A 15,454-nucleotide genomic window follows, 5' to 3' on the forward strand; every position below is an offset into this window, starting at 1 on the left:
CATCCGACCCGACAGTGGGCCCGATGGTGGGGGCATGGAGCCGCCTGGGGGAATCGAACCCCCGACCTATTCATTACGAGTGAATCGCTCTACCGACTGAGCTAAGGCGGCGTGCTCGGCGAACCGGGCGGCACGAGTCTACGGCAGGGCCGGGCCAGCTCCAAAGTCAGCCGCGCAGCGCCTGCCCGACCGTGGCGACCATCGCATCGACCGCGAACTTCGGCTTGACGTTGACGGCCAGGGCCTCGCGGCATTCCAGCACCGCCTCGATGCAGCGCAGCAACCTGTCCGGTGACGCGTGCGCAGCCATCGCCGCCACCTTGTCGGCCATATCGGGGTGGTTGGCCGTCACACCCGTCGCCCCCGACGACACCAGCAGCGCATCGCGGAAGTACGTCGCGAGGTCGATCAATGCTCGATCCAGCGCGTCGCGCGACGCCCGGGTCTGCCGAGATTTCTGGCGTTTCTCCAGCTCTTTGAGCGCACCCGCGGCGCCTCGCATGGTGCCCGCGGTGCCCTTGCCGGTACCGCCGGCGCCGAGCGCCGTCTTGAGCTCTTCGGCCTCGGTCTCGTTGCGGCCCGCCGTCAGAGCCAGCGCCTCGGCTTCGGCGACTGCGACCATCTCCTCGGCGGCGGCATAGGCCCGTGCCGGGGTGGCCGCGTCGCGGGCCAGCCCGAGTGCCCGCTTCCGGCGCTCCCTGGCTTCGGGATCGGTCGCGAGCCGCCGGGCCCGCCCGACGTGCCCACCGCTGACCGAGGCGGCCCAGCGAGCGTCTTCCTCGGGCAGGCCGTCACCGCTCATCAGCACGTCGGCGATGGCGTCCGCGCCCGGCGTCGTCAACGCCACGTGCCGGCAACGCGACCGCAGGGTGATCGCGATGTCCTCGGGGTCCACCGAGGGCGCGCAGAGCAGGAACACGGTCGACGGCGGCGGTTCCTCCACCACCTTGAGCAGCGCATTGGCAGCGCCCTCGGTGAGCCGGTCCGCGTCCTCGATGACGACGATCTGCCAGCGCCCGGTACCGGGCCGCCGGGAGGCGATCTGGACGATCTCGCGCATCTCCCTGACCGCGATGGACAGCCCCTCGGGAATGATGCGGCGCACATCGGCGTGCGTGCCCGCCATCGTCGTCGTACAAGCGCGGCACTGTCCGCATCCGGGCGTCTCGTCCGACGTGCACTGCAACGCGGCAGCAAAACAAAGCGCGGCCACCGACCGGCCCGAGCCCGGAGGCCCTGTGATCAGCCAGGCATGTGTCATGGATCCTGTCGCGGTGCCGTTGTGCGCGGAATCACCCCGCGCCGCCGCGGCGGCCGCCACCAGCTCCTGTTCAACCGCGTCCTGGCCCACCAGCCGCGAAAACACACCGCTCATCACGGCCAACAGTAGTGGTCCGGGCCGACACAACCTGCACACAGCGGCGCTGAACGTCGCCCGGGACCGATACGGTGAACGGGTGAGCACGGGGGCAGTCCCGATCGGGCGAATCAGCGCATTCGTCCGATGGGTCGCGCGTACCCCATGGCCGGTCTTCACGCTGGGCATGCTGCAGTCCGACATCATCGGCGCGCTGTTCGTTCTCGGCTTCCTCAGATTCGGGCTGCCACCCGAGGATCGCATCCAGCTGCAAGACCTACCGGCCGCCAACCTGGCGGTCTTTCTCGGCTACCTGTTCATCGCGTTCACGGTCGGCGCCTACCTGAGCCTGCGCCTGCTGCTGCCGGTCATCCGCTGGCAACGCCGCGACACCCTGATGACCGACGGTGACCCGGCCATCACCGAACTGGCCCGCACCCGCGCGCTGCGGATGCCGTTCTACCGAACGCTGATCAGCGTCACCAACTGGTGCCTGGGTTCGGTCGTTTTCATCGTGGCGAGCTGGCCGGTGGCCAGCCGGTCGGCACCCGTGGTCGCGGTGGCCACCGCGCTGGGCGCCACCGCCACCGCCATCATCGGCTACCTGCAATCCGAACGCGTGCTGCGCCCTGTGGCGGTCGCGGCACTGCGGGGCGGCGTGCCGGAGAACTTCCACGCCCCCGGGGTCATCCTGCGCCAGGTGCTGACGTGGGTGTTGTCCACGGGTGTGCCGCTGTTGTCCATCGTGCTGGCCCTGGTCGCCAGCAAGTTCTCGATCCTGACCGCGACGGCCGATCAGCTGACCACCCCGTTGCTGTTGCTCGCCGTCGCGGCGCTGGTGATCGGGCTGGCCGGCACCGTGCTGGTGGCCATGTCGATCGCCGACCCGCTACGCCAGCTGCGCTGGGCGCTGGGCGAGGTGCAGCGGGGCAACTACAACGCCCACATGCAGATCTACGACGCCAGTGAGCTGGGCCTGCTGCAGGCCGGGTTCAACGACATGGTGCGCGACCTGGCCGAACGGCAGCGCCTGCGGGATCTGTTCGGCCGCTATGTCGGCGAGGACGTCGCCCGCCGGGCGCTCGAACGCGGCACCGAGCTCGGTGGCCAGGAGCGCGACGTGGCGGTGCTGTTCGTCGACCTGGTGGGCTCCACCCATCTGGCGTCGACCATTCCCGCCGCCGAGGTCGTGAACCTGCTCAACGAGTTCTTCCGGGTGATCGTCGACACCGTCAACCGCCACGGTGGTTTCGTCAACAAGTTCCAGGGCGACGCCGCGCTGGCCATCTTCGGTGCCCCCATCGAACATCCCGACGCCTCCGGCGCTGCGCTGGCGGCCTCTCGCGAGCTGCACGACGAACTGCTCACGGTGCTGGGCAGCGACACCGAATTCGGTATCGGCGTCTCGGCCGGCCGCGCGATCGCCGGGCACATCGGCGCGCAGGCCCGGTTCGAGTACACCGTGATCGGCGACCCGGTCAACGAAGCAGCCCGCCTGACCGAGCTGGCCAAGATGGAAGAGGGCCATGTGCTGGCCTCGGCCATCGCCGTCAGCGGTGCACTCGACGCCGAGGCGCTGTGCTGGGACGTGTGCGAGATCGTCGAACTGCGCGGCCGCACCGTACCCACCCAGCTGGCCCGCCCGGTGAACCTGGTCACGCCTGCCGAACTCGACGCCGAACGCCAACTCGTATCGGAGAATTCGCCCGAATCCGGGGCGTGAGCCCGCAGATTTGGTCAGGCCTTCTTGGCCGCAGCCTTCTTCGCCGGCGCCTTCTTGGCCGCAGCCTTCTTCGCCGGCGCCTTCTTGGCTGCCTTCTTGACCGGGCCGCGGGCCCGGCGATCGGCCAGCAGTTCCGAAGCGCGCTCGTCGGTGATGGATGCGACGTCGTCGCCCTTGCGCAGGCTCGCGTTGGTCTCGCCGTCGGTGACGTACGGGCCGAACCGGCCGTCCTTGATCACCATCGGCTTGCCAGATGCCGGGTCATTACCCAGTTCTCGCAGCGGTGGAGCCGACGCAGCCTGGCGGCCACGGCGTTTGGGCTCGGCATAGATCTTGAGTGCCTCGTCGAGGGTGATGGTGAACATCTGCTCCTCGTTGGCCAACGACCGAGAGTCGGTGCCGCGCTTGAGGTATGGCCCGTAGCGGCCGTTCTGCGCGGTGATCTCCTCGTTGTTCGACGGGTCGACACCCACCACCCGCGGCAGCGACAACAGCTTCAGCGCGTCGTCGAGCGTCACCGTCTCGAGGTCCATCGAGCGCAGCAGCGACCCGGTGCGCGGCTTGGGGCCGGTCGGCTTCTTGCCCTTCTTCGCCGTCGCACCGGCGGCACCGTCGTCGGGCTCCTCCGGCTCGGGCAGGATCTCGGTGACGTACGGGCCGAACCGGCCGTCCTTGGCCACGATCTCGTGCCCGGTGGCCGGATCGACACCCAGCACCCGACCCTCTTGCGGTGTGGCGAAGAGCTTTTCGGCGAGTTCCAGGGTCAGCTCGTCGGGCGTCAGCTCGTCCTTGAGGTTGGCGCGCTGCGGTTTGAGCTCACCGGGATTGTCGGGATCGGTGACCATGCGCTCCAGGTACGCCCCGTTACGGCCCACCCGGACGTTGATGGCACGCCCCTCGGAATCGTCAAAGAGCTTGATGGAGTTGACTTCTCGAGCATCGATGCCCTCGAGGTTGACGCCGACGAGCTTCTTGAGCCCACCCGCGCGGGCCACCGAGCCCTCGACTCCGTGATCGCCGCCGAAGTAGAAGTTGTTGAGCCAGTTGGTGCGTCGCTCCTGGCCGTTGGCGATCTCGTCGAGCTCGTCCTCCATGGCCGCGGTGAAGTCGTAATCCACCAACCGGCCGAAGTGCTGCTCGAGCAGGCCGACGACGGCGAACGCCACCCACGACGGCACCAGGGCGCTGCCCTTCTTCTGCACGTAACCGCGGTCCTGGATGGTCTTGATGATCGAGCTGTACGTCGACGGGCGACCGATGCCCAGCTCTTCGAGCACCTTGATCAACGAGGCTTCGGTGAAGCGCGCCGGTGGCGACGTGGTGTGACCGTCGGCGGTCAGATCGGCTGCGTCGACGCGCTGGCCCTGGGTCAGGTTGGGCAACCGGCTCTCGGCGTCGTCGGACTCGCCGCCTGCGAGCTCGTCGATGCTCTCCACGTAGGCCTTGAGGAAGCCCGGGAACGTGATGGTGCGGCCCGAGGCGTTGAACACCACCTGCTCGCCGGAAGCCGCGGTTCCGGAGATCCGCAGGCTGAGCGTCGTGCCGCGGGCGTCGGCCATCTGCGACGCGACGGTGCGCTGCCAGATCAGCTCGTAGAGCCGGAACTCGTCGGTGTCGAGCTGAGCGTGCAGCTGGCCAGGGGTCTGGAAGACGTCACCGGCCGGACGGATGGCCTCGTGCGCTTCCTGGGCGTTCTTCACCTTGCGGGTGTACTGCCGAGGCGTCGGGTGCACGTACTCGTCGCCGTAGAGCTGGCGGGCCTGGTTGCGTGCGGCATTGATGGCCGACTCCGACAGCGTGGTCGAGTCGGTACGCATGTAGGTGATGTAGCCGTTCTCGTACAGCCGCTGCGCGATGCTCATCGTGCGCTCGGAGGAGAACCGCAGCTTGCGACCCGCTTCCTGCTGCAGCGTCGAGGTCATGAACGGGGCGTACGGGCGCCGGGTGTACGGCTTCTGCTCGACCGAGCTGACGGCCAGCTGAGCGCCGCGCAGCCCGGCAGCGAGGGCGGACGCACCGGCCTCGTCGAGCACCAGCACCTCGTCGGGCTTCTTGACCTGGCCGAGCGAGTCGAAGTCGCGGCCGGTCGCCACCCGGCGGCCGTCGACGGTGTTGAGCTTGGCGGTGAACTTGGGAGGCGTGGCCTCCGGATCGGACACGCTGGCGTCCAGCTCGGCGGTGACATCCCAGTACCCCGCGCTGCGGAACGCCATGCGCTCGCGCTCGCGGTTGACGATGATGCGGGTCGCCACGGACTGCACGCGGCCCGCCGACAGCTTCGGCGCGACCTTCTTCCACAGCACCGGGCTGACCTCGTAGCCGTACAGCCGGTCGAGGATGCGGCGGGTCTCTTGCGCGTCGACCAGGGAGATGTCCAGGTCACGCGGGTTTTCGGCGGCCGCGCGGATGGCGGGCTCGGTGATCTCGTGGAACACCATCCGCCGGACCGGGACGCGTGGTTTCAGCGTCTCCAGCAGGTGCCAGGCGATCGCCTCGCCCTCGCGGTCACCGTCCGTCGCCAGATAGAGCTCGTCGACGTCCTTGAGCAGGCCTTTGAGCTCGGCGACCGTGGTCTTCTTGTCAGGACTGACGATGTACAGCGGCTCGAAGTTGTCGTCGACATTGACTCCGAGGCGGGCCCAAGGCTCGGATTTGTACTTCGCCGGCACGTCCGCGGCGTTGCGCGGCAAGTCCCGAATATGGCCGCGCGAGGACTCCACAACATAGTTGGAGCCCAGGTAGCTGGCTATTTTGCGCGCTTTTGTCGGCGACTCGACAATGACGAGTCGCCGGACATTACCGGTCCTACCGCTACTGGCCCTTTTAGGGTCGTCGCCAGCCAACTGTGCCTACGCTCCACTTCTGTCAACGCCCCGACGTGCAGGGCAACTGACAATTTCGCATTCTGCGCGAGCCTACGCAAACTGGCTCCCCCATGGGCAACCATTAAATACGTGGCCAGTGCGCTAACGCAGCAGGCTCCCGCGGTGGTTCCCCCACGTTTTCTACCAGGCGCGATAGCCGACGCCTGCCGCTGACCCGCAACGCCGGGTGCGAACCACGGGTCCCGATGAGCGTCGGGGCGATGCCGACCCGCATCATCGCCGCTGCAAGTGGGGCGTGCGTATCGGGTGCATGGGGGTCCAGGCCCAGCAGGTAGCGGTCGTCGGCCTCGGGCGTCCCGGCCGCCAGCGTCCAGGCCCGAAGCTCCCGCGCACCGGGCAGCCAGGACGCCGGGACCGTCTTGACGGCGCCCCTGGTCCAGTCCCGGGCGATCGGCAGCAGCTGGGGGTCCACCGCGGTGCGCACCAGCGGCGTGTTCTCGTCGGTGCGCGCGATCTCCGGCCTCAGGCCGGCCTGGCGCATCATCTCGGCCAGTGCCGTGGCCCGCCACGGTGCGTCTACCACCACGGAGATGCGGGCCGCCTGCTGCCCGTCGACGTTGACCAGCACGATCTGTCCCGGGCCTGCGAGCAAGCCGGTGAGATCGGTGACCGTAGGGGGCACCGACTCCGCCGAGAAAAAGGACAGCTGGCTCACAAATCGACAGTAGGCCAGCCGACGTCAGAAAGCAGAACACCCCCGCGGGTGTCCGGTGTGGGACTGTCGCGGGGGTGTCCTATCAGGTTTGGGTTGGCTCAGACTGCCCGAACACCCGTGGCCTGCGGCCCCTTGGGGCTCTGGCCGACCTCGAACTCAACCTTCTGGTTTTCCTCCAGGGTGCGGAATCCGCTGCCCTGGATTTCCGTGTAGTGGACAAACACGTCGGCGGAGCCGTCCTCGGGGGCGATGAAGCCGAAGCCCTTCTCCGCGTTGAACCACTTCACAGTTCCCTGTGGCATCTCTCGTTCTTTCCTTCTCTTCTTACCGGGTGCGGTCCACCGACTTCCGGCGTACCGGGCCCGTTCCGACCGCCATACCTTCGTGGAGTCGTCGGAACTGACCCGACCTACAACCCTCGCAGGAACCGCGATCGCAACGACGATCCTGCGAGTGCGAGTGACAAACACAGAAGCTGCGACCGTCGTTAGTCAATCACGTTCTCCGCTGGTGCGACAGTCTCGACGTGCACTGTGTGGTGAACAATTCGTTTACAAAGCCGGGTGGGTAGCCCCGGGGGACGTTTCAGGAGGTCACGGAGTGTCGGATCGCGGGTCGGAATTGGGCCGCGGACGCGAGGAGCAATTGGGCAGAGGACGCGAGGAGCAATCAGGCAGAGGACGCGAGGAGCAATTGGGCAGAGGGTTCGGCCGCGAGCTGCTGGCGTGCGCGGTCGACGGCACACCGGCCGACGAGCATCCGCTGCGGCACGTCGCCGACTTGCCCCCGCGTCAGGGACACCGAGCCGACTGGCCGGCGTGGGCTCATCCAGATGTGGTGCGGGCGTTCCATGATCAGGGCATCACCGCGCCCTGGGCGCATCAGCTGGCGGCCGCCCAACTCGCCCACGAAGGCAGGCATGTGGTGATCTCCACCGGTACCGCCTCAGGCAAGTCGCTGGCCTACCAACTGCCGATCCTGTCGGCCTTGGCGAGCGATCCTCGTGCCCGGGTGCTGTACCTGTCCCCCACCAAGGCGCTCGGACACGATCAGCTGCGCACTGCTCACGTGATGACCGAAAGCATCACCGCGCTACGGGATGTCGCGCCGGTGTCCTATGACGGCGACAGCCCCACCGAGGTGCGCCGCTTCGCGCGCGAGCGGTCGCGGTGGATCTTCTCCAATCCCGACATGATCCATCTGTCGCTGTTGCGCAACCATGCCCGCTGGGCGGTATTCTTGCGCAATCTGAAGTTCGTCGTCGTCGACGAATGCCATTATTACCGCGGCATTTTCGGATCCAACGTGGCGATGGTGCTGCGCAGGCTGCTGCGGTTGTGCGAGCGCTACGCGCCGGGCGGGACCGAATCGGTCGCGCCGACGGTGATCTTCGCGAGCGCCACCACCTCCGCACCCGCCGACACCGCTGCCGAGTTGATCGGCCAAACGGTCACTGCGGTGACCGACGACGCGTCGCCGCAGGGCGCCCGCACCATCGCACTGTGGGAGCCGGCACTGCTGCCGGATGTGACGGGTGAGAACGGCGCTCCGGTACGACGCTCGGCCGGGGCCGAAGCCGCCCGGGTGATGGCCGATCTGGTCGCCGACGGCGCCCGCACCCTGACGTTCGTGCGGTCGCGGCGCGGCGCCGAACTCACCGCGCTGGGCGCCAGGACCCGATTGGCCGACACCGCACCGGAGCTGGCCGAGCGGGTCGCGTCCTACCGCGCCGGCTACCTCGCCGAGGACCGCCGCGAGCTCGAGCGCGCGCTGGCCGACGGACAGCTGCGGGGGCTGGCCACCACCAACGCGCTCGAACTCGGCATCGACATCGCCGGCCTGGACGCGGTGGTGCTGGCAGGCTTTCCCGGCACGGTCACGTCCTTCTGGCAGCAGGCCGGGCGCTCCGGGCGACGCGGGCAGGGCGCCTTGATCGTGTTGGTCGCGCGCGACGATCCGCTGGACACCTACCTCGTGCATCACCCCGCCGCGCTGTTGGACAAGCCGATCGAGCGCGTGGTCATCGACCCCACCAACCCGTACGTGCTCGGGCCTCAACTGCTCTGCGCCGCAGTCGAACTCCCGCTGACCGACGCCGAGGTCCGCCGGTGGGACGCCGAAGCGGTGGCCGCGACGCTCGTCGACGACGGATTGCTGCGGCGGCGGGCAGGCAGCTACTTCCCCACTCCCGGCGCCGATCCGCATCCCGCAGTGGACATTCGCGGCTCCATCGGCGGGCAGATCGCCATCCTCGAGGCCGACACCGGCCGGATGCTGGGCAGCGCCGGCGCCGGGCAGGCGGCCGCCTCGATTCATCCGGGCGCGGTCTATCTGCACCAGGGCGACAGCTATATCGTCGACTCGCTGGATTTCGAAGACGGCATCGCATTCGTGCACGCCGCCGATCCCGATTACCGCACCTACGCCCGCGAGATCACCGACATCACCGTCACCGGCGAGGGCGAACGCGCCACGTACGGACCGGTGACCGTCGGCCTGGTTCCGGTTTCGGTGAGCACCAGCGTCGTCGGCTATCTCCGTCGGGGCCTCGACGGAGAGGTCATCGATTTCGTCGAACTCGACATGCCCACCAGCACCCTGGACACCATGGCCGTGATGTGCACCATCACTCCGGAAGCACTGCAGGACAACGGCATTGACATGTTGGCGACCCCGGGCGCCCTGCATGCCGCCGAGCACGCCTCGATCGGCCTGCTGCCGCTGGTGGCCAGTTGCGACCGCGGCGACATCGGCGGAGTGTCAACGGCGGTGGGCCCTTCCGGCGTCGGTGGGCTGCCCGCCATCTTCGTCTACGACGGCTATCCGGGCGGGGCGGGATTCGCCGACCGCGGATTCCGACAGCTGAGCACCTGGTGGGGCGCGACGGCCGCGGCGATCGAGGCATGCGAGTGCCCGCACGGCTGCCCCTCGTGCGTCCAATCGCCGAAGTGCGGCAACGGTAACGATCCGCTCGACAAAGCGGGCGCGGTGCGGGTACTCCGTCTGGTGCTCGGCGCGCTGAATAATGCCTGAGCGTGACCCCCGACCGCGACGACGACCGACCCCTCGACGGTCGACTGCGCGGATCGACATCTCTGCCACGTTCGGGCACGCCGAACACACAGACGTTGCAATGAACGGTCGGACAACGCGATCCGTTCTCAATCCCGGAGGCCGGGTGCAGTCGCAAAGTACTTGAATCCACTCATGTTTGCAACTCACTCGCCGGTCTGGAGAGCGCACGTGGCGGCATCCGCGCTCCGACTGCTACGGATTTCGTCGTTGCTCGGGCGATAACCGGGCCCGACACCACCGGTAAAATGCCCGCCATGACCCACGACTGGCTGCTCGTGGAGACACTGGGTGACGAGCCCGCCGTGGTCGCCCGGGGTTCTCAGACGAAGAACCTCGTTCCGATCAGTGTGTTTCTGCGCCGCAACCCCAACCTGATGGCCATCCAGAGTGCCATCGGGGCAACCGTGCGGGCTGGTCAGGGCCTGAGCAGCATCACCCCGAAGAACGACCGCGTGATCCGCACCGAAGTGGTCCAGATGTCCGACGGACGCATCCACGGCGTGCACGTCTGGATCGGTCCAGCCGACGTCGAGCCACCGCAACGCCCCATCCCAGGCCCGCTGAAATGGGATCTGACCAATGGCGTCGCGACCGATACTGCGGAATCCATACGTAACAGCGGCATGAATCCCGAAACCGAGGCCACCCACGGACGGGCGTTCGCCGACGATCTGCCCACCCGCGATCTCAACGCCGGGGAAACCAAAGTGTTGTCGATGGCAATAAAACCGGAACCGGGCAACACTCTCTGCACCACGTGGGATGTCACCGATTTCCGCGGTGAGCCGATCACCGTCGGATTCGTGGCCCGCGTCGCGTTCGAGCCTGATGACGACGGCACCGAGAACCTGATCTGCCGGGCAATGAACTGGCGTAGCGAACGCGAAGGGACCGTGGTCGCCGCCGATTATCTGGCGCAACGCATCCTCGACGGCCTCGCCCGGCCCGGCGTGCACCGCGCGCTGGTCGATCTCAAGAACTGGAAGTTGTTGAAATGGCTCGATGAACCGGCGCCTTTCTTCGACTGGCGCAGCAGCGACGGCGGGCCTGCACGCGTACATTCCGCCGATGCGCGCCACATGGCCAGGATGACAACGGAATTCGCCGGCGGCATGACGGCCGCGGTGCTACGGATGCGCGCGGCCGACGACAGCTGGCACCCGATCCACATCACGATCAACCGGATCGAACTCGAACCGGGCACCTTCGCCGGCCTGGTCGCTCTGCGGCTGCCCACCGAAGCCGAGATCACCGCCGCCGACCTCGACGCCATCGAATAGCTAAGCCGCCGAATCCGTTTCACTCGGTCCCGCCCGGGCCGCGGCTGTCGCCGGACCGAGGCCCCACCGACCCAGCCGCACCTCGGCGTGCACCGTGAGCACCACGTCGAGACCGTCCACCCGGCACTGCGCCACCGTGGCACGCATCGCCGACGTGACCGCTGCCGCCTGGGCGCACGCCGCATCCGGTCCCGCGGTCAGCGCTCCCGCCGCGGCGAGCGCACCCAGATCCGCTGCGGCCTGGGCCCGGTGCCGTGCGATCACGGCCGCACCGAGACTCGCACCCGCCACCGCGAACGTGATGAGCACGCCGATCATCGCGGCAGCCAGCACACTGGCCGACCCGGTGTCACCGCACACCCGGCTCCATCGCCGCGGCGGCCTCGGCCGCGATGGTGAGCCCCGGCATCTCAGCGGCCACGCTGACCCGCGCCACCACCAAGGCGCCTTCACGCCGCAACTGCACCACCGCTTCTCGCGGGGCGATGCGCTGGGCCACCTCGGTGGCCGAACGATCGTCGCCACGGGCCGCCAGCCGAGCCGCTTCCCGCGCCGCGTCGACACAGCGGACCTGCATCGACACCGCACCCAGCCCGGCCAGGCACATCGCAAGAACGACCACAAGGGCCGCGATCGCGAAGGCCGCCTCGACAGTGACCGCACCGCGGTCACCTAGACCTTGGTGCTCAGCGCGCGGCTGATGATGTTGGTCAATGCCGTGACGATCGAGTCTCCGGTGACCACTGTGTAGAGAATCGCGCCGAAGGCTGCCGCGGCGATGGTGCCGATGGCATATTCGACCGTCGACATGCCGTCCTCGTCGACCGCCAACACCGCCAACCGTGTCTGAATCTGCGCAATCAGTTTTCCCGCCATGATGTTTCCTCCCGATGTGTGCCGATGTCACCACAAACCTGAACTCAGAACGTCCCCCGCGAGCCCTGCCACGACGGGGATGATTCCCAGGCACACAAAGGCCGGGAGGTAGCACAGCCCGAGCGGCCCGGCGATGAGTACCCCGGCCCGTTCGGCGGCGGCCTCGGCTGCCGCGGCGGCTTCATGGCGGGACTGGTCGGCCAACTCGGCGACACCACGGGCCAGTGCCGATCCCGACGACGCCGACCTGCGGGCGAGCCGCAGCAGTGCCTCGGCATTGCGATCTTTCAAGCCAACATCATTCGGCCACGCCGTCACGGGGTCCGCCCCCAGAGCGAGGAGATCAGCGGACCGGGTGAGCAATCCGGCGAGCGGCTCGGGTGCCGACGGCGCGGCGGCGGCCGCCGCGCTCGACACCGCCATGCCCGCGGACAGGCAGGCGGCGAACAACTCGAACGTCGATGCCGCGGCCAGCGGGTCGTCGGCCGACGGTCGCAGCGATTGCCGCGCCGGCCCGGCCGTCGGGTGCGCCCGCAACCGCGTCGCGGGCCGATCCGCCGACACCAGCAGTGCCGTCGCCAGAAGGATTGCTGCCCAGGTCATCTCAGCACCCCGCCCACGATCCGGTCCGACCACAACAGGCCGGCGCACGCCAGCAGCACTCCGATGACCAACAGCCATCCGCCCGCGCCGGGAGCCAGCAGGAACGCCATGGGCTCCGCACCGATCAACTGCCCGAGCGCGATACCGATCACCGGCAGCCCGGCCAGCATGGCCGCGGTAGTGCGAGCCCCCGCCATCGCGGCGGTGACGCGTGCGGAAAAGCGTTCCCGCTCAACGATGTCCTGCGCGGCGGTCTGCATCAGCGTGGCGACGGCCAGGCCGCGGGCCTCTGCCAGTCGCCAGCACACCGCGAGCCGGTGCCAGTGCATCGGCAGCGGCGACGCCACAGCGACATCGTCGAGCCCGGCCGCGACATCGGCACCCAGCCGGGCCCGTGCCGCCACAGCGCGCATCCCACCGGCCACCGGTCCGGAGACCTCTTGTGCTGCAACGGTGAACGCGGCAACCGGGTGCGCTCCGACGCGGAGTTCACCGACCAATACCTCCAGCGCTGATTGCAGCGCAACAGATTCGGCCGCTCGGCGCCGCTGGATGTTTCGCCGATGACGGCGCAGTGCCACGGTGCCCACCATCGCGCCTGCCGCCACCGCGACCGGGAGCGGCACCAGCCACGCCAGCGCGATCAGCACCGGCGTGAGCAATGCCCACGGGCGACGCCGCGGCGGGCGGGGCAACGCGCGTAGCCGCCGGGGCGCCGCGGGCCACACCAGCAGGGCCGCCGCGAGAGCCAACGCTGCGGCGGTCACGACACACCCCGTTCGGCGAGCATCCGCCGCAGAGTGCTTGCGCCGGATGCGAGTCCGGTGTCCGCGTGCCATGCGGTGCGCACGTCGAGAACACCGTCGACACCGCGCTGCAGCACAGCGATCTCCGAGAGCCGGCGCCGCCCTTCGCGGTCCCTGCCGACATGGAGTAGTACCTGCACAGCGGCCGCAACCTGGCTGCGCAGCGCGGCCGTACCGAGGCCGCCGAGCGCCCCGAGTGCCTCCAATCGGGCAGGCACCTCGGCGGGGCTGTTGGCATGCACCGTGCCCGCGCCGCCGTCGTGCCCGGTGTTGAGGGCTCCCAGGAGATCGACGACCTCAGCCCCGCGCACCTCTCCCACGACGATGCGATCCGGTCGCATCCGCAAGGCCTGCCGCACCAGATCGCGGACCGTGATCTCGCCGATCCCTTCGACATTGGCACCGCGAGCCACGAGCTTCACCAGATGGGGATGTGGCGGGGCGAGTTCGGCGGCGTCCTCTACGCAGACGATCCGTTCGCTTGCGGCCACCGCACCGAGCAACGCCGCGAGCAGCGTCGTCTTGCCACATCCGGTTCCGCCGGAGATCAGGAACGCCAGCCGGGCGTCGATGACCGCCCGTAGCAGCTCGGCCGCGTCGGACGCGATGGCGCCGGATGCGGTGAGGGAGGCCAGATCCTGGGTGGCAGGACGCAACACGCGCAGGGACAGGCAGGTGCCGTCGACCGCCACGGGCGGCAGCACCGCGTGCAGCCGTACCGTAGCCCCGCCCGGCCCGGCGAGCTGACCGTCGACCCACGGTTGCGCCTCATCAAGCCGGCGCCCGGCCAGCAGGGCCAGTCGTTGCGCCAGCCGTCGCACTGCCGCCTCGTCGGGGAACCGGACGGTGCTGCGCCGCAGGCCGTTACCGTCATCGACCCACACCGCGTCCGGCGCGGTGACGAGCACGTCGGTGGTGCCGTCGGCCGACAGCAGCGGTTCGAGCAGCCCCGCGCCGGTCAGTTCGGTCTGCAGTACCCGCAGACTGCTCAGCACCTCGGTATCGCCCAGCAGCCCACCGGATTCGGCCCGGATGGCCGCGGCGACCACTCCCGGCGTGAGCGGGCTGGCTTCGGTTGCCAACCGCTCACGCACCCGTTCGATCAGCGATGCCGTCATGCCGCCGCACCCACGGGGTGAGACGCCAGCACGGCGAGCACCCGCCGGGCCGCCCCGGCCAGCGGTGCCCGCCGGCGCATCCGCAAGCCACCACGCTCGAGAAGTTCGGTGATGCCGGGCTCCGGCCGCATGGCGGCCAACAGCGGCAGTTCCACGATGCGGGCCACCTCGGCCGAGCGCAATCCTCCCGGGGCCGGACCGCGCACCACCACACCGGCATTCGGGTTGCAGGCCAGCAGCCATGGACGGGCGGCGGCGGCCGCTGCGCAGGACCGCACATCGGCGGGCGCCACGACAACGACGAGATCGGCGGCATCCAGCGCGCCCTCCACAGCGGTGGTACACCGGCGCGGTACGTCGCACACCACCGTCGCACCTCCTCGGCATCCGGCGTCGATGACCGCGCCGAGCGGCCCAGCATCGATGTCGACAGCTGTTCTGCCGCTGGACAACACGCTGACCTGACTACGGCGCGGCAAGGCGTCGCGCAGCGCGGGGAAGGCCAACCGGCCGCTCTGCAGCGCGAGGTCGGGCCATCGCAGACCCGGCACGTCCTCGGTCCCCATCACCAGGTCGATGCCGCCGCTCCACGGGTCGGCGTCGACCAGGAGCGCCGGTCCGGTGTCGGCGGCAGTCTGTGCCAATGCGGCGGCGAACACGGAAGCCCCGGCGCCGCCGCGGGATCCGACGACGGCCAGCACCGGGCCGCGGCTGCCGTCGTCGGCCACCGCGGCGGCCGACAGCGCGGCGACCAGTTCGGCATCCTGCGCAGGCAGGGTCAGGACCTGTTGGGCCCCAACCGAGATCGCGGCCTGCCAGTCCGCGGGCGCAGGTGCGGCGGCGCTGACGAGCGTCACGCGGTCGCGCCGCGGCAGCACCCGCCGGGCGCAGCGGGCCGCCGCGTCGGCGTCGAGAAGCACGGCCGCCGCTGCCGTCCACGCCTTGCGACTGGAGGGTTCGCCGACGTGAACGAGTGCCACACCTGCAGCGGCGGCAACGCGATCGGCATCGTCGCGCAGCACCGGATCACCGATCATGGCGAGCACCGCGTGCGTCGAACTGGTCATGGCCCCAAG

At 69.2% G+C, this 15,454-nt stretch carries 14 protein-coding genes and 1 tRNA gene; 3 read left to right on the forward strand and 12 right to left on the reverse strand.

Annotation, left to right across the window (positions count from 1 at the left end; genetic code table 11):
• Positions 1-35 precede the first annotated feature (35 nt).
• Both BST13_RS28250 and BST13_RS28255 read right to left on the reverse strand, forming a co-directional pair.
• Positions 36-111, reverse strand: a tRNA-Thr gene (locus BST13_RS28250).
• A 55-nt stretch (positions 112-166) separates the two neighbouring features.
• Positions 167-1,375 (reverse strand): DNA polymerase III subunit delta', encoded by a 1,209-nt coding sequence (locus BST13_RS28255; protein ID WP_083168133.1) that lies wholly within the window; start codon positions 1,373-1,375, stop codon positions 167-169.
• Between the two features lie 82 nt (positions 1,376-1,457).
• Here BST13_RS28255 and BST13_RS28260 point away from each other — a divergent pair, with 82 nt between their 5' ends.
• Positions 1,458-3,080 carry an adenylate/guanylate cyclase domain-containing protein gene (locus tag BST13_RS28260; protein WP_083168136.1) on the forward strand — a complete coding sequence of 541 codons (1,623 nt, stop codon included), beginning with the start codon at positions 1,458-1,460 and terminating at the stop codon, positions 3,078-3,080.
• A gap of 14 nt (positions 3,081-3,094) precedes the next feature.
• Here BST13_RS28260 and topA read toward each other — a convergent pair whose 3' ends face one another.
• The 3 genes from topA to BST13_RS28275 all read right to left on the reverse strand — a co-directional run bounded on the left by topA (position 3,095) and on the right by BST13_RS28275 (position 6,922).
• On the reverse strand, positions 3,095-5,923 hold the full coding sequence (gene topA, locus BST13_RS28265; protein ID WP_083168138.1) for a type I DNA topoisomerase: 2,829 nt from the start codon (positions 5,921-5,923) through the stop codon (positions 3,095-3,097).
• 103 nt (positions 5,924-6,026) lie between these two features.
• The gene (locus BST13_RS28270) at positions 6,027-6,620 is read right to left on the reverse strand and encodes a hypothetical protein (RefSeq protein ID WP_083168141.1); all 594 of its coding nucleotides are present in this window, start codon (positions 6,618-6,620) and stop codon (positions 6,027-6,029) included.
• Positions 6,621-6,718: 98 nt separating this feature from the next.
• Positions 6,719-6,922 carry a cold-shock protein gene (locus BST13_RS28275; RefSeq protein ID WP_006243848.1) on the reverse strand — a complete coding sequence of 68 codons (204 nt, stop codon included), beginning with the start codon at positions 6,920-6,922 and terminating at the stop codon, positions 6,719-6,721.
• Positions 6,923-7,313: 391 nt separating this feature from the next.
• Between BST13_RS28275 and BST13_RS28280 the strand changes: the two genes are divergently transcribed.
• A complete protein-coding gene (locus BST13_RS28280) occupies positions 7,314-9,653 on the forward strand; it encodes a DEAD/DEAH box helicase (RefSeq protein WP_083168143.1) in 2,340 nt (779 codons plus the stop codon).
• A 296-nt stretch (positions 9,654-9,949) separates the two neighbouring features.
• On the forward strand, positions 9,950-10,975 hold the full coding sequence (locus BST13_RS28285) for a PAS domain-containing protein (RefSeq protein ID WP_083168295.1): 1,026 nt from the start codon (positions 9,950-9,952) through the stop codon (positions 10,973-10,975).
• Here the strand turns inward: BST13_RS28285 and BST13_RS28290 are convergent, their stop codons facing one another.
• The 7 genes from BST13_RS28290 to ssd all read right to left on the reverse strand — a co-directional run bounded on the left by BST13_RS28290 (position 10,976) and on the right by ssd (position 15,445).
• On the reverse strand, positions 10,976-11,335 hold the full coding sequence (locus BST13_RS28290; RefSeq protein WP_281254770.1) for an Rv3654c family TadE-like protein: 360 nt from the start codon (positions 11,333-11,335) through the stop codon (positions 10,976-10,978).
• Positions 11,325-11,582 (reverse strand): TadE family type IV pilus minor pilin, encoded by a 258-nt coding sequence (locus BST13_RS28295; protein WP_211296201.1) that lies wholly within the window; start codon positions 11,580-11,582, stop codon positions 11,325-11,327. Before BST13_RS28295 ends, BST13_RS28290 begins: the two co-directional genes overlap by 11 nt.
• 65 nt (positions 11,583-11,647) lie before the next feature.
• Positions 11,648-11,851: a DUF4244 domain-containing protein gene (locus BST13_RS28300; RefSeq protein WP_083168148.1), complete on the reverse strand. Its 204-nt coding sequence runs from the start codon at positions 11,849-11,851 to the stop codon at positions 11,648-11,650.
• A 27-nt stretch (positions 11,852-11,878) separates the two neighbouring features.
• Positions 11,879-12,454 carry a type II secretion system F family protein gene (locus tag BST13_RS28305; RefSeq protein ID WP_083168151.1) on the reverse strand — a complete coding sequence of 192 codons (576 nt, stop codon included), beginning with the start codon at positions 12,452-12,454 and terminating at the stop codon, positions 11,879-11,881.
• Positions 12,451-13,221 (reverse strand): type II secretion system F family protein, encoded by a 771-nt coding sequence (locus BST13_RS28310; protein WP_083168154.1) that lies wholly within the window; start codon positions 13,219-13,221, stop codon positions 12,451-12,453. The genes BST13_RS28305 and BST13_RS28310 overlap by 4 nt, the downstream gene beginning before the upstream one ends.
• On the reverse strand, positions 13,218-14,378 hold the full coding sequence (locus BST13_RS28315) for a TadA family conjugal transfer-associated ATPase (protein ID WP_083168156.1): 1,161 nt from the start codon (positions 14,376-14,378) through the stop codon (positions 13,218-13,220). The genes BST13_RS28310 and BST13_RS28315 overlap by 4 nt, the downstream gene beginning before the upstream one ends.
• Positions 14,375-15,445: a septum site-determining protein Ssd gene (gene ssd, locus BST13_RS28320; protein WP_083168159.1), complete on the reverse strand. Its 1,071-nt coding sequence runs from the start codon at positions 15,443-15,445 to the stop codon at positions 14,375-14,377. Before ssd ends, BST13_RS28315 begins: the two co-directional genes overlap by 4 nt.
• Positions 15,446-15,454 lie beyond the last annotated feature (9 nt).

Source organism: Mycobacterium aquaticum (assembly GCF_002086485.1).
GTDB classification, from domain to species: domain Bacteria; phylum Actinomycetota; class Actinomycetes; order Mycobacteriales; family Mycobacteriaceae; genus Mycobacterium; species Mycobacterium aquaticum.